13 protein-coding genes are annotated in these 14,048 nt (G+C 63.5%); 8 read left to right on the top strand and 5 right to left on the bottom strand.

The window, feature by feature from the left end:
- Positions 1 to 70 precede the first annotated feature (70 nt).
- The 3 genes from ACYG9Y_RS03185 to ACYG9Y_RS03175 all read left to right on the top strand — a co-directional run bounded on the left by ACYG9Y_RS03185 (position 71) and on the right by ACYG9Y_RS03175 (position 2,346).
- Positions 71 to 379, top strand: a complete 309-nt coding sequence (locus tag ACYG9Y_RS03185) for a putative quinol monooxygenase (RefSeq protein WP_023686181.1) — start codon at positions 71 to 73, stop codon at positions 377 to 379.
- An 80-nt stretch (positions 380 to 459) separates the two neighbouring features.
- On the top strand, positions 460 to 1,548 hold the full coding sequence (locus ACYG9Y_RS03180; RefSeq protein ID WP_023737777.1) for an AbrB family transcriptional regulator: 1,089 nt from the start codon (positions 460 to 462) through the stop codon (positions 1,546 to 1,548).
- A gap of 45 nt (positions 1,549 to 1,593) precedes the next feature.
- The gene (locus ACYG9Y_RS03175) at positions 1,594 to 2,346 is read left to right on the top strand and encodes an SDR family NAD(P)-dependent oxidoreductase (protein WP_023669968.1); all 753 of its coding nucleotides are present in this window, start codon (positions 1,594 to 1,596) and stop codon (positions 2,344 to 2,346) included.
- A gap of 150 nt (positions 2,347 to 2,496) precedes the next feature.
- Here ACYG9Y_RS03175 and ACYG9Y_RS03170 read toward each other — a convergent pair whose 3' ends face one another.
- Entirely contained in the window at positions 2,497 to 3,393 is an 897-nt protein-coding gene (locus ACYG9Y_RS03170) for a LysR family transcriptional regulator (RefSeq protein ID WP_023737776.1), read from the bottom strand.
- 146 nt (positions 3,394 to 3,539) lie between these two features.
- Between ACYG9Y_RS03170 and ACYG9Y_RS03165 the strand changes: the two genes are divergently transcribed.
- Positions 3,540 to 5,075 (top strand): MFS transporter, encoded by a 1,536-nt coding sequence (locus ACYG9Y_RS03165; RefSeq protein ID WP_023737775.1) that lies wholly within the window; start codon positions 3,540 to 3,542, stop codon positions 5,073 to 5,075.
- A gap of 10 nt (positions 5,076 to 5,085) precedes the next feature.
- Here ACYG9Y_RS03165 and ACYG9Y_RS03160 read toward each other — a convergent pair whose 3' ends face one another.
- The 3 genes from ACYG9Y_RS03160 to ACYG9Y_RS03150 are packed head-to-tail and all read right to left on the bottom strand — an operon-like array spanning position 5,086 to position 7,348.
- Positions 5,086 to 5,400: a nuclear transport factor 2 family protein gene (locus ACYG9Y_RS03160; RefSeq protein WP_031253231.1), complete on the bottom strand. Its 315-nt coding sequence runs from the start codon at positions 5,398 to 5,400 to the stop codon at positions 5,086 to 5,088.
- Positions 5,400 to 6,176, bottom strand: coding sequence for an esterase family protein (locus tag ACYG9Y_RS03155; protein ID WP_023695838.1), 777 nt, complete (start codon positions 6,174 to 6,176; stop codon positions 5,400 to 5,402). Before ACYG9Y_RS03155 ends, ACYG9Y_RS03160 begins: the two co-directional genes overlap by 1 nt.
- 5 nt (positions 6,177 to 6,181) lie before the next feature.
- A complete protein-coding gene (locus ACYG9Y_RS03150) occupies positions 6,182 to 7,348 on the bottom strand; it encodes an ATP-grasp domain-containing protein (protein WP_023711108.1) in 1,167 nt (388 codons plus the stop codon).
- A 481-nt stretch (positions 7,349 to 7,829) separates the two neighbouring features.
- Here ACYG9Y_RS03150 and leuA point away from each other — a divergent pair, with 481 nt between their 5' ends.
- The 4 genes from leuA to ACYG9Y_RS03130 all read left to right on the top strand — a co-directional run bounded on the left by leuA (position 7,830) and on the right by ACYG9Y_RS03130 (position 13,077).
- The gene (leuA, locus tag ACYG9Y_RS03145; protein WP_023737773.1) at positions 7,830 to 9,506 is read left to right on the top strand and encodes a 2-isopropylmalate synthase; all 1,677 of its coding nucleotides are present in this window, start codon (positions 7,830 to 7,832) and stop codon (positions 9,504 to 9,506) included.
- 192 nt (positions 9,507 to 9,698) lie between these two features.
- Positions 9,699 to 11,468, top strand: a complete 1,770-nt coding sequence (locus ACYG9Y_RS03140) for a tetratricopeptide repeat protein (RefSeq protein ID WP_023737772.1) — start codon at positions 9,699 to 9,701, stop codon at positions 11,466 to 11,468.
- Between the two features lie 103 nt (positions 11,469 to 11,571).
- Positions 11,572 to 12,375, top strand: a complete 804-nt coding sequence (locus ACYG9Y_RS03135) for an alpha/beta fold hydrolase (protein WP_023686188.1) — start codon at positions 11,572 to 11,574, stop codon at positions 12,373 to 12,375.
- 84 nt (positions 12,376 to 12,459) lie between these two features.
- Entirely contained in the window at positions 12,460 to 13,077 is a 618-nt protein-coding gene (locus ACYG9Y_RS03130; RefSeq protein ID WP_023686189.1) for a hypothetical protein, read from the top strand.
- Here the strand turns inward: ACYG9Y_RS03130 and ACYG9Y_RS03125 are convergent, their stop codons facing one another.
- Positions 13,078 to 14,004, bottom strand: coding sequence for a metallophosphoesterase family protein (locus ACYG9Y_RS03125; protein ID WP_023695843.1), 927 nt, complete (start codon positions 14,002 to 14,004; stop codon positions 13,078 to 13,080).
- Positions 14,005 to 14,048: the final 44 nt, after the last annotated feature.

Genomic DNA, 14,048 nt, shown 5'->3' with positions numbered 1-14,048 from the left:
TTGCATACTGCGTCTCGCAACCATGCATGTCGTGCGCACGTTTGCTGAGGTTGGAAGAAGGGGAGAGGCAATGTACGGATTGATCGGAAAGATGCGGGCGTCGCGCGGCCAGCGCGACGCGATCATGGATGTGCTGCTCGCCTCGACCGGCGCCATGCCGGGTTGCCTGAGTTATGTCATCGCCCGCGACCCGGCCGATGCCGACGCGATCTGGGTGACCGAAGTGTGGACCGACGCCGCAAGCCACAAGGCTTCGCTGCAGCTGCCGGAGGTCCAGGCAGCGATCGCCAAGGCCCGGCCGATCATCGCCGGCTTCGAATTCCAGGTCGAGACCCATCCGGCCGGCGGTTTCGGCCTGCCCGCCATCAAGAACGAGTGACATCCCAACGCGGGGTCGGGGTCGTGAATTTCGTCCGAGACAGCGTTCGCATTTTTCTCTTCCAGGTCTAAGACCCAAACATGGACTCTTCGCCAGACCAACCGGCCGTCGAACGCATGGCGCGCATGCGTCCGGTTCGGCAGTGGGTGGTGCTGCTGATCGTCTCGCTGCTGTTCGCCGGCGCGCTGGAATACGCCGCACTGCCGGCGGCGCTGCTGATCGGCCCGATGCTGGCGGCGATCCTTGCCGGCACCAATGGCGCCACGGTGCGCGTGCCGCGGCCGCTGTTCGCCGCCGCCCAGGCCTTGGTCGGCTGTCTGGTCGCGGCGTCGATCTCCACCGACATTTTTTCGGTGTTCTACAAGGAATGGCCGCTGGTCCTTGTCGTGGTGCTGGCGACCCTTGCGGCGTCCAGCCTGCTTGGCTGGTTGATCAGCCGCTGGCGCATCCTGCCCGGCACCACCGCGGTCTGGGGCTCGTCGCCGGGTGCTGCCACTGCCATGGTGCTGATGGCCGGTGCCTTCGGCGCCGATCAGCGCCTCGTCGCCTTCATGCAGTATCTGCGCGTCATCTTCGTCTCGATGACGGCAGCACTCGTCGCCAAGATGTGGGTCGACACTTCGGGCATCGAGGTACCAGCCATCGTCTGGTTCCCGCCGATCGAACCGGCAGCCTTTGCCGCCACGCTCGGCGTGGCGCTGGTCGGCGGCCTGCTCGGCCGGTTGTGCCGGCTGCCGTCACCCTTCTTCCTCGGCACCTTCATCATCGGCACCATCGTCCATCTCGGCTTCGGCGTGGCGATGCAATTGCCGCCATGGCTGCTGGCGCTGTCCTATGCGATGGTCGGCTGGTCGATAGGGTTGAACTTTACCCGGGCGATCCTGCGTCATGCGACACGGGCGCTGCCGCAGATCGTCGGCTCTATCGTCGTGCTGATCGCCTTTTGCGGCGGGCTAGCCTGGCTGATCAGCCACGTCCTTGGTATCGATCCGCTGACCGCCTATCTCGCGACCAGCCCCGGCGGCATGGACAGCGTCGCCATCATTGCCGCCGCCGCCCAGAACGTCGACATATCCTTCGTCATGGCCTTGCAGTCGGCCCGCTTCCTGGTCGTGCTCATCGCCGGGCCGAGCATAGCGCGGCTGGTGGCGAGAGCCGTCAGGGACTGAGATTCAAATATGCAGGGAAGAGGAAAAGTGCCCATGAACCGTCGTGTGAATGCCGTCGATCTCTCAGGCCGGGTCGCCGTGGTGACCGGCGGCGCGCAAGGCATCGGCCTTGCCGTCGCCCGGCGACTGCTGTCATCGGGTGCCAGCGTCGCCATCTGGGATGTGGACGAGACCGCCATGGCGAAGGCCGTTTCCGAACTCGCCCCGCTCGGCCGGGTCGAGGGTTTGCTGTGCGATCAATCGCTGATGGAGGCCGTCGACAGCGCCGCGACCGAAACCGAGCGCTCGCTTGGTCCGGTCGATCTGCTGGTAAACAATGCCGGCATCGCCGGACCGGCAGCGACGGTGGCGGATTATGATCCTGCCGCCTGGCGCCAGATAATCGACATCGACCTCAACGGCGTCTTCTACTGCTGCAAGCGCCTGGTGCCCGGCATGATCGCGCGCAGCTACGGCCGCATCGTCAACATCGCCTCGGTCGCAGGCAAGGAAGGCAATCCGAATGCCGCCGCCTATTCCGCCGCCAAGGCCGGCGTGCTCGCGCTGACAAAATCGCTCGGTAAGGAGTTGGCCGGCCACGACATCGCCGTCAACGCGCTGACCCCATCGCCCGCCCGCACCCGCATCCTCGAACAGCTCACTGAGGCCCAGGTCGCCTACATGCTGGGCAAGGTGCCGCGAGGCCGGTTCGTCGAAGTCGAAGAGGCGGCCGCGATGATCGCCTTCATGCTGTCGGACGAAAATTCCTTCACCACCGGCGCGACCTTCGACCTCTCCGGCGGCCGCGCCACCTACTGAGAAGCAGAGCTATTCCTCGCTGTCGCCGTCGCTGTCGGCCGCGAAGGACTAGATCATGATGAGATTTCGTTGAAATTTCATCATGATCTAACCCTTTGTTGGAGCATGATCTTTTCCAAAAACCGGTACCCACTTTTTTGGGATCATGCTCTAAGAGCCGCTCAGCGTCGCGGCAAGCCGGTCGGGAAGAAAGTCGACGAAGGCGCGAACCTTTGGCGACAAATGGCGATTGGACGGCCAAAGCAACCGGAACTGGCCGCGGCCATCGACATGGTCGTCCAGTACCGTGCGCAGCAAGCCGTCACGCAGCGCCTGGCGGACCAGGAAATCGGGCATCGAGCTGATGCCGAGCCCGGCCATCGTGGCGCCCTTCAGCGCCTCCGTGTTGTTGCAGGTCAGCATCGAGCGGACCTGCGGCTCGGCGCTGCCGCCGATGAACGGCCAGCCTTGCAGCTTGCCGCTGTTGGGAAAGCGGAAGCGGATGCCGTAATGGTTCACGAGATCGTCCGGGCCGCTCGGGTTGCCGTGCTGCTCGATATAGGAGGGTGCCGCACACAACAGCAGCCGGAAGGGTGCAAGCGGCCGCGCCACCAGGCGCGAATCCGGCAGGTCGCCGCTGCGGATCGCGATGTCGACGCCTTCGTCGATGAGGTCGACGATGCGGTCGTTAAAGTCGATGTCGAGTTCGATTTCGGGATAGCGCGCCATGAACTCCGACAGCACCGGGAACAGCAAATGATAGGTCACGATCGGCGTCGAAACGCGCAGCCGCCCATGCGGTGTTTCGCGGCTCCGCGACAGCATCGCCTCGGCATCGTCGATGTCGTCGAGGATGCGCCGCACCCGCTCGTTGAACAGCTTGCCCTCTTCGGTCAACCCGATGCGGCGCGTGCTGCGCTGAAGCAACCTTACGCCGAGATCCTGCTCGAGCCTGGCGACGCTCTTGCCGACGGCCGATGCCGAGATGCCGAGCGTGCGGCCCGCAGCGATGAAGCTGCCGAACTCAGCCGTGCGGGCAAAGGCCAGGAGCCCATTGAGGCGTTCCATCGCATCTCTCCATTCGAGCGTTTCAGTCCGGTATATCTGGAGATTTAACACTATTTTTCTCGAAGTGTCGCGAGCCTATCTTCCCGTTACGACCGGCGCAGCAAGCTTGCGGCAGACCGGCGGATCCTGGTTCAGATAGGAAATCCATGACCTCGAAGACCACAAACGGCGCGGTCGCGCCATGGCTTGTCCTGTTGTCGGTATGCCTCGCCGCCATGACAATGCCCTTGACCTTCACCGGCCCGGCCGTCGCGCTTTCCCGCATTGCGGCCGACCTCGGCGGCAGCCCTATCGCGCTCAACTGGGTGACCAACGCCTTCATGCTGACCTTCGCCGCCACCTTGATGGCATCAGGCGCGCTGGCCGACAATCATGGCCGCAAGCGGCTCTTCCTTGTTGGCCTCGCCACCTATGTGCTGGCATCGCTGGGATCGATGTTCGCCCCTGATATCGTCTGGTTCGATGTGCTCAGGGCTGCGCAAGGGCTCGGCAGTGCCGCCGCCTTTGCCGGCGGCGCCTCCGCTCTTGCCCAGGAATTCGATGGGCCATTGCGGCTGCGCGCCTTCTCCTTCCTCGGCACCAGTTTCGGCATCGGCCTCGCTTTTGGGCCGATCGCGTCGGGCCTGCTCATAGATGCTTTCGGCTGGCGATCGATCTTCGTCTTGGTGGCAGTGCTCGCGATTGCAGCCGCTTTGCTCGGCCTGCGCACCATCAGGGAATCGCGCGATCCGGATGCGACCGGCCTCGACTGGGCGGGAGCCGGCACCTTTACGATCGCGCTGGCATCGCTGACCTACGGCGTGCTGCAAGCGCCGCAGAGCGGCTGGACCGATCCCCTGGTGATCGCGCTTCTCGTGGCGGCCGCCCTTTGCTTTGCCGCTTTCGTCGTCGTCGAGCGGCGCGTGCGCCGGCCGATGCTCGATCTCTCGCTGTTCCGCTTTCCCCGCTTCGTCGGCGTCCAGTTCCTGGCGGCCGCTCCCGCCTATGGCTTCGTCGTCCTGCTGGTGCTGTTGCCTATCCGCTTCATCGGCATCGAGGGGATGAGCGAGATCAAGGCGGGGCAGTTGATGATCTGCCTGTCGGGACCGCTGTTGATCCTGCCACTGCTCGCCGGCCAGGTAGCGCGCTGGATCGCTCCGGCAACGATCTGCGGTGTCGGCCTGCTTGTGGCCGCCGGCGGCCTTGTCTGGCTGAGCCTGACACCGCCTGTCGTCGCAGCGCTGGTGGCGCCGCTGATCCTCATCGGCGTCGGCATCGCCTTGCCTTGGGGGCTGATGGACGGACTTGCCGTCGGCGTCGTGCCGAAAGAGCGTGCCGGCATGGCGGTCGGCATCTTCAACACCACCCGCGTCGCTTGCGAAGGCGTGGCGCTGGCGATCGTCATGGCAGTCCTGTCGGGTTTCACGGCAGCCCAACTGGCGGCTCAGGGAACGGCGTCTTCCCTGGATGCAACCGCCGCCGCGCAGCTGCTGGTGACCGGCAACATCGGCGAAGCGGCAGCCCGCTTGCCGGGTGCCGGAGCCACGGTCCTGGTCCAGGCCTATGAGATCGCGTTCGACAGGCTGCTGATCGTGCTGGCGGCAATCACCATCGTCACCGCCCTTGTCGTCTTTCTCGGCTTGCGCCGTGGATCGGCGGTGGAACACGAGACCATTGCTCTGCCGGTTTGCCAGGAAGGGTAGCTGAGCCGCGTCAGGAGATGACGAGGCTCGCTATGCGGTGGCCGTCGAGCACGAAGGTCATGTCACCCTCACCGTTGAAGCCATTGCCTTTCACGGCAATGCGGACGCGGTAGCTGCCCTCGACCTCGGCGATGCGGACAATGCGAAGATTGGACTTCACGCCGATATTATCCGACTGGTTCCAGCGCGCGATCTGCTGGCGGCCTTGGAAGGACCGCCCCCAGTCGGTCAGGGACGCGTCGGCTGTGAACGTGTGGAGAACGGCTTCGCTATCACACGCATTGGTGGCCTCGATAAAGCGGCGGATAGGTTCGGGTGTGGTCATCAATCTAGCCGGTGCATCAGATCATCATCCAGCCAGCGGCCGAAGAAATAGACCAGCTGCTTGTGCCACCATGGCCAGTCATGACTGACATCGCCGCCCCAATAGTCGACCCAGGCGGGAATGGATTTGTCGCGCAGGATCTGTTCCAGCCTGCGGGTCTCGACCAGCATCCGCTCTTCCCAGGCGCCCTGCCCGCAGCAGAAGATCATCCTCAGCGCCTTCAGCCGGGCAAGCAGTTTTGGGTCTACGATGCCGGGCAGATAGTCGAGCGGCGAATTGTAGAAGATATCGCCTTCCAGCGCCTTGCCGAAGAAGTCGCCCGCCGAATAGACGCCCGACAGCGCGATGACGCCGCTGGCGAGTTCGGGAAAGCGAAAGACGAAATTCGTGGAATGATAACCGCCCATCGAACAGCCGGTGAACAGCGGCTTTAATTTGCGCCCGCCATTGGCTTGCTCGGCGGTCGCCAGAAACTCCGGCAGCGCCTCCTCGCGCACATATCGGAAGTAAGCCTCGTGGCGACCGATGCGGTGGGCGGCGCCGGCATGCTTGTTGAAGAACGATTCCGAATCCACGCCGTCGACCGCGAACAGCTGGATGCGGCCGGTGTCGATGAATTCGGCCAGCGCTCCTACCCCGCCGGAATCCTCGAACTGGTAGAACCGCCCCTGCGACGTCGGGAACACCACCACCGGCCGGCCGGCATGGCCGTAGCGCTTGTATTCCATGTCGCGGCCGAGATTGCCGGAGAAACCCTTGTGATAAGAGATGTCCATCGCGTCTAAGCCTTTTCCGCGTGGATGTAGGCGACAGCCGCGCGCAGTGCTGCTTCGTCCTTCGAGCGCATCTGGTAGGCGTAATTTCCCATGGCGCGGCTGAAAACCTTTTCTATCGGCTGATGATGGACGATCTTGTCGCGATGCGCGGCTAGCACGTCCTCATGGCTGTGCAAATAGTGGAGGTGCTGCTTGCGGCTGGCATAAGCGGTGAAATACTTGCCCTCATAAGGACCACCGGCGGCATCCTTCACCACCATGTCCGCCCAAGCCGCGTAGACGTCGATGTCGAACGTGTAGTTGATCGCATCGGTCATCCAGGCGCCGGGCGGCCGCATGTTGACCTCAAGCGCGATGACGCGGTCGTCCTTGGTTTCGAACAGCTCGATGTGGAAGAAGCGCTCGCGCACGTCGAACGCCTTGAGGATTTTGCGGCCGGCCTCTTCGATCGCCGGTCGGACCTTGGGAAAGCAGGTGTAGCTCATGTGGCGATCCTTGTTGACCACTTCCATGATGCTCTGGTCGTAGCGGTGGCTGGCCGCCAGCACCACCTCGCCGTCACGGTTGACCAGCCCATCGAAGGTCACCACCAGCCCCTCGATGAATTGCTCCATGACGAAGGTCACGTCCTCGGGCTTGTCTCTGAAGAACTGGTCGAGTTCCCTGGCGTTGGAAATCTTGAAGGTGTTCGAGGCGCCGGAACCGGAATCGGGCTTCACCACCACGGGATAGCCGACGCGGCGGATGAAGGTCATGGCACCGGCCCGGTCGGAGCATTTGCGCTGGGCGATGGTGTCGACGCCGCTCTTGCGAAAGAATGCACGCATGCGGCTCTTGCGCTTCAAATTCTTCACGAAATCGAGCTTGGTGCCGTAGATGTTGAAGTCGGTGCGGATATTGGCCTCCAGCTCCAGCCAATGTTCGTTGAGGGACTCGAAGCGCTCGATCCGGCCCCATTTGTGGATGAAATGACCCATCGCCCGGAACACCGGGTCGTAGTCCTCCATGTCGGCGATGCGGTAATATTCCGACAGGGCCACCTTCAGCTTGCCGTCCAGCGCCTCATAAGGAGCATCGCCAATGCCCAGCACCGTGGCGCCGGCCTTCTTCAGCCGGTCGCAGAAATCGGCGCCGTTGGCGGGAAAATGCGGCGAGAAGAAAACAAAATTCACGGATGACCCCTCCGACGGCGAAGCATTGCGGCCTCGGCTACACGCAAGTCTGGCGCATTTGCCGCGCATGGGGAAGAGTGCTCGCGAGTGGTGGAATGGCAGCCCACTTGCCTGTCCATGGCGGCTCCTGTATGAAACCCGCCATGAACACGCGCGTCTCCTCCGTCGCTTCCCGTCCGACTGGCTTTGCCGGCGAGACGGTGCGCGCGCTGGCATCGACCCTGCTTCTTCTCGGCCTTATCGGCGATCGCCGGGTTCGCTGAAGGAGCGCCCGGCGGTCGAACCGCCGCTTACGCGCACGCTCCTTGGCCAGTTCAGAAAATGGCAATTCACATCAACGAACGAAAATCTGATAAGGCGCTGCTCGCCTTGGAATCCGTCCGAAGACCGATCCGCGAGCCGCCGGGAGAACAAGACGATGAACGCAGGAGAAGACATCCGCGCCGGCGAAGCCGAAAGCGTAAAACGCGCGGCCGGCCACATGCCGGGCGCGGCCCGAAAATACCAGCCCTACCCGACGGTCGGTCTCACCGACCGCACCTGGCCCAACAAGGTCATCGACAAGGCACCGGTCTGGTGCTCGGTCGATTTGCGCGACGGCAACCAGGCGCTGATCGATCCGATGGGTCATGAGCGCAAGGCGCGCATGTTCGCCCTGCTGCTCGACATGGGTTTCAAGGAGATCGAGATCGGTTTCCCCTCGGCCTCGCAGACCGATTTCGATTTCGCCCGCTGGTGCATCGAGGAAGGCAATGTGCCGGCTGATGTTTCGCTACAGGTGCTGGTGCAGTGCCGTCCCGAACTCATCACCCGCACCTTCGAATCTCTGAAGGGCGCCACCAACCCGATCGTGCATTTCTACAATTCGACCAGCGAGTTGCAGCGTCGCGTCGTCTTCGAGAAGGATGTCGGCGGTATCAAGCGCATCGCCACCGACGCGGCCAAGATGATCACCGACATGGCGGCCAAGGCCGGCGGCGGTTATCGCTTCGAATATTCGCCCGAAAGCTTTACCGGCACCGAGCTCGAAGTCGCGCTGGAGATATGCAACGCCGTCACCGAGATCGTGAAGCCGACAGCCGACAACAAGCTGATCATCAACCTGCCGTCGACGGTCGAGATGTCGACGCCCAACATCTATGCCGACCGGATCGAATGGATGTGCCGCAACCTGGACGACCGCGAGAACCTGCTGATCTCGCTGCACCCCCACAACGATCGCGGCACCGGCATCGCCACCACCGAGCTCGGCCTGATGGCGGGTGCGGACCGCGTCGAAGGCACGCTGTTCGGCAATGGCGAGCGCACCGGAAATGTCGACATCGTGACGCTGGCGCTCAACATGTACACGCAAGGCGTCGATCCCCATCTGGATTGCTCCGACATCAACCGGATGAAGGACGTCTACGAATATTCCAACCAGCTGAAGATCTCCGAGCGCCATCCCTATGTCGGCGAACTCGTCTACACCGCCTTTTCCGGCTCGCACCAGGACGCCATCAACAAGGGCATGAAGGCCTTGAAGAAGGCCAACACGCCGGTCTGGGAAGTGCCCTATCTGCCGATCGATCCGGCCGATGTCGGACGCAGCTACGAGGCGATCATCCGCATCAACTCGCAGTCGGGCAAAGGCGGCATCGCCTATGTACTGCAGGCCGATTACGGCCTCAATCTGCCGCGCAACCTGCAGATCGAGTTCAGCCAGGAGATCCAGGCGATCACCGACGCCGAAGGCAAGGAAGTGCCGGCAAAACGCATCCATGACCGCTTTATCGAAACCTATGTCGACCAGCCCGGCGCACGACTGAAGTTCCTCGACCATCACACCTATCCCGATACCGAGAAAAAGGGCCGGCGCGTGGTCGAGGCGGTGATCCTCGACAACGGCAAGGAGACGACAATCGCCGGCTCCGGCACCGGCCCGATCGACGGCTTCGTCGATGCGCTGTCGCGTCATGTTGGCGTCGACATGTCGGTGCTTGATTATTCCGAACATTCGCTCCAGCGCGGCTCGAACGCCTCGGCGATTTCCTATGTCGAGATGGAATATCCCGGCAGCAAGCTGTTCGGCGCCGGCATCAACACCAACATCGTCGCCGCCTCGCTGGAAGCCGTTGTTTCGGCCGCCAACCGGATAATCGGCCGCAAGGCCGGCTGATATTTCCCGGGCGCCGAATGTCCGCGGCGCCCGGAAATCCCCCATTTGCCGAGGGAAATTCCGGTTTTTTGTGTCAACCACCGGCAACTATCCGGTGTGTTACGCGATCGCATAACATAAGCATGCTTGTATGGAAGTGCAGGCTCTATATGATTGCGCCTCAACCTGTGCCGACTTCGAGAGGATCGACACTTGCAGCATGCCACGCCTGCCGCCCCCGCAGTGCGCGAGACACTGGAGCGACTGCTCGCCAGCGAAACGTTCGGACGTTCCGAGCGCGCGCGCAAGTTGCTGCGCTATCTTGTTGAGCGCGAGCAGGCCGGCGAAGCCGACAGGCTCAAGGGTTTCTCCATCGCCATGGACGTCTTCGGCAAGGACGGCGATTTCGATTCGTCGACCGACGCCGTTGTCCGGGTGCAGGCAGGCCGGCTGCGCGAACTTCTCCAGCATTATTTCGCCAATGAAGGAATAGCCGAACCGGTTCGCATTGCCATTCCGCGCGGCGGCTACGTGCCGTCCTATGAGCTCAACGCCATACGCCTGCCGGTTGGGCAGGAGCCGCTTGCGGCGGCGGTAGCCGCCTTGCCCGGATCGCCCGACCAGACGGCTCTTGACGCCGTTCCCGCTGGCGCGACGGCCGCGGGGGTTACAGAACCTGGGCCTTCGCTGGCGCGCCATCTCCAGTTCTTCTGGGTCGCCATGACGCTGGTCATCCTCATGCTGGGCGTGCTCATCCTGCGCCAGGGCAGCGGCGCATTGCTTGCCAGCAGTGATCCGACCTCGGTGGTCGAGACCGCTGGCGTAACGAGCAGCATCGCATCGCCGTCGATGGAGGCCCTGCCCCTCGTCTACATCGCCGTGAAGGCCACCGGCCCCGAGGCCGGCCGCGTCGCCGCTTCGCTGCGCGCCGGCCTTGCCGGTTTCGACACCATCGACTTCATCGGCCGCGACGCCGACAGCAAGCGCGACCCAAGCACCGACCCGACCAGCTTCGTTTTCGATGTCCTGCCGGGACCAATGGCAGGTGACGTGACGCTCGAACTGCAGAGCGTGGCGACCGGCCGCGTGCTTTTGTCCCGCAGTCTGACGGCCGCCGACAGCGCACCTGGCACCGTCGAGGATCGTATCGCCGCCATCCTCAGCTCGACCATTCCCGCCTCCGGCCCGCTCTACAGCTACATCGAACAGAACGGCATTCAGACCGGGCTGACGAGCTGCCTGATCCTCAACGACAGATACTATCTCGACCAGAGCACCAGGACGCACGAGGCTGCCTATCGCTGCCTGGACAAGCTCGCCGGCCAGGGTGCGAAATCGTCCTTGGTCTATTCGGAACTGGCCTCCCTGACCCTTGAGGCCGCCACCGATCATTACGCCTATCCGCCTGGCGCGACGGTCGAACAGGCAATGTCTTTCGCCCATCGCGCCATCCAGATGGGACCGACCAGCCCTTATGCGCACCGCGCCTACGGCTACCTCAACTCGCGCCTCGGCAACACCGAGGAATCGATCCGCTGGATGCGCAAGGCCTATGAGCTCAACCCCTACGACCTCGGCATGGCTGCCGCTTACGGCTATGGCCTGATCTTTGCCGGCAAATATGCCGAGGGAACACCCATCCTGACCCATGCCGTTGAGACGTTCAGCGGCCATCCGACATGGTGGGATTTTGGGCTTTTCGCCGGGCAATTCATGCTGGGCGACATGAACAAGGCCGCGATAGCCAGCGAGTCGCTGCGCACGACGGCGATGAAATCGCACTATCTGGCGGCGCGGCTGATCGGCGCCAAGGCTGCCGGCCGCGAACAGCTGGCAGCCAAGCTTCTGGATGAGCTGACCACCAAATTCCCGAAATTCGCCGCCGATCCGCGCGCGGCCTTCGCCGAGCGCAAATATCCCGCCGATCTGACCGACCGGCTGGTTGAGGCGCTGCGCGCCGCGGGCCTCGGCAACGCCAGCTAGTCTTTCCGGATCGCGAAAACTTTACTGGCCATCGGTCTGGACTGGGAGCAATCCAGCCTCGATTCGAATTTCCTCTCCAGTCTTGCAATAATCGCACATTTTCATGGTCTCATCCCTCTATGTTGCCGAGCGGGGCGCCGGGCCGAAGACGGTCGTCCTGCTGCATGGCTTCGGTGGTTGCCATGATATCTGGCGCGAGGTGACCGCGTCGCTAGGGCCCGATGTCAGGACCTTGGCCTACGATCTTCCGGGACACGGACTGTCTCTCGAATTTCCTGGCAGCGGCCCGGCCAAAACAGCGGCGCGAGCGGTTCTCGCCGATATCGCCGCACGCGGGATAGCAAGGGTGCATGTCGCCGGTCATTCGATGGGCGGCGCGGTCGCCTCCCTGATGGCGCTTGCCGAGCCTGAAAGGATAGGTTCGCTGACGCTTCTGGCGCCGGGCGGTGTTGGCCCCGAGATCAACGGACCGCTGTTGCGCCGCTACGCCGCGGCCGCCGACAGACGGGAAATCCGCGCCTGCCTTGCCGCCATGTCGGGACCGCGAAGCCCGCCGCCCGAACGCATCGTTGGCGTCCTGGCGGACCTACGCCGTCGCCCCGGCCAGTTGCGCAAGCTGATTGAGATATCGGCCGTCATGACCAGGAACGAGCGGCAGGGGGTCATCCCCCGCGAACAGCTGGACACCCTCGACATGCCGGTGATGGTGGTTTGGGGAACGGACGATCCGGTGCTGCCCTTTACCCAGGCTGATTGTCTGCCGGCGCATTTTCATATTCATCACGTGCTCGATGCCGGCCATATGCTGGTCGAGGAAGTGCCTGATGTGGTCGCCCAGGCCGTGCGCCGAAACATGGCACGCCGCGGCAGGCGCCTGCGTCCGACATTCGAGGCCGCGGCGAGCTAACTTACTTGCGCCCCGCATCTCGCCAGTGCATTTTGCCGCCGCCTGTGTTAACTCGCAATTAACCATATCAGCGAGGCGACGCCGATGAAGGACACTGGCGAAAACATCACCCCCATCGACACCTCCCGCAAACTGTCCGACGCCGTTCGCGATGTGAAAAATGCCTTCGCCGATCGCGACGATGTCGTGGTCGACATGCGCGAGGCGCACCGGATGCGGCTTGATCTGCTCGCGGCCGAGCTCGCCCCGGTCTTTGCCGACGTGCCCGCCGACATGGACAATTTCGACTTCGTCGTCTCCTCCGGCCTGCAGCCCCGCCTGTGGATCGACGCCGTCAGCCATGTCGCCATGGGGCGCGACCGCCGCACCTACCGCTTTCTCAGGGATACCCGCATCGGCCGCGTCGTGCTCGCCGAATCGACCGATATGAAACCGGTCGCCGATCAGGTCACGCGCTATGTGGCGGAGCGTATCGTCGAGCGCCAGCGCATGATGGAGGGCGGTGTCGAGCCGGCCGTCGCCGACCTGAAACGCCCTGCGGTGGTCGAAGCGGAGCCGCCCTTGCAAGCAGCCGCGCCAGGCAAGAGCTGGTCAACCTTCTTTGCAGGCCTGGGCTTCGTCGCCGCCGGCGCGCTTGTTGGCCTGGCGGTGGCGGCCGCGCTGTTTTGGGATCGTCTGATGGCGATGAAGATCAGCTTCTGATCAACGATCTGAAGGCCTCGGTGTCTGCGCGCCGAGTTCAATGACCTGCAGGTCCGATGGCGGCAAGGCCGGCCCGGTCAGGCCGCGCCGCGTCAGGCGAATCAGCCAATTGCCCTTCTCCCCGTCAATATCGAGCAGATTGTACTGTGCCGCCGGGTTCTTGCTGCCTGGCGACTGCCCGGCGGCGGCGACGCCGACGACCGGAATCCTGGCGCCGCGCCCGCCGATGAAGAACAGCGACGGCAGATGCGAATGGCCGTGCAGCACGAGTTCGGCGCCATGCCTATGAACGGTCTTGTGGAAGCGGGAGATGCCGAACAGGCGCTTTTGCTGGGCGACGGCGCCGCGCACCGGCGGATGATGGATCATGATCACCCGCAACAGGCCGCGTTTGTTCGTTGCGTCGAGCACTGTCGCCAGCCTTTGCGCCTGACCTTCGAGGAAGAAGCCGTTGGCCATGAACGGCGCCGTGGCGCGCGCCGTCGAAACGCCGATCAGCGCGACATTGCCGCGTACGCGCAGATAGGGAAAAGCGTTGCGGTCGATCGGCGCAGTCACGCCGTCGCCGCTCATCCACGCCGCCCAGGAGCGGCAGACCTTGTCGAAGGCGCCCGGCACATAGGCGTCGTGGTTGCCCGGCACCACCGAGACATCCTCCGGCGAACCCAGCGTCTCAAGCCAGTGCTTGGCCATCTCGATCTCGCCGTCGAGCGCCAGATTGACCAGATCGCCGGTAACGGTGAGGTGGTCGGGTGTGCTCGCCTTCATGTCGGCGACGATGGTGTCGATGACGGCATCGTGCATATGGCGGCGGCGGTTGCGCTGCCAGTTGACGTAGCCGACGACGCGCTTGGACGCGAGTTCGCGATAGGTTACACCGGGAAGCGGCCCCAGATGGACATCGGAAATATGCGCGAGCCTGAACATCCTTCCTTCATAGGCGACGCGCTCCCCGCTTTCCACTCACTGTT

The organism is Mesorhizobium sp. W050 (assembly GCF_054719535.1).
This window is presented reverse-complemented; position numbering and strand designations above follow the sequence as displayed.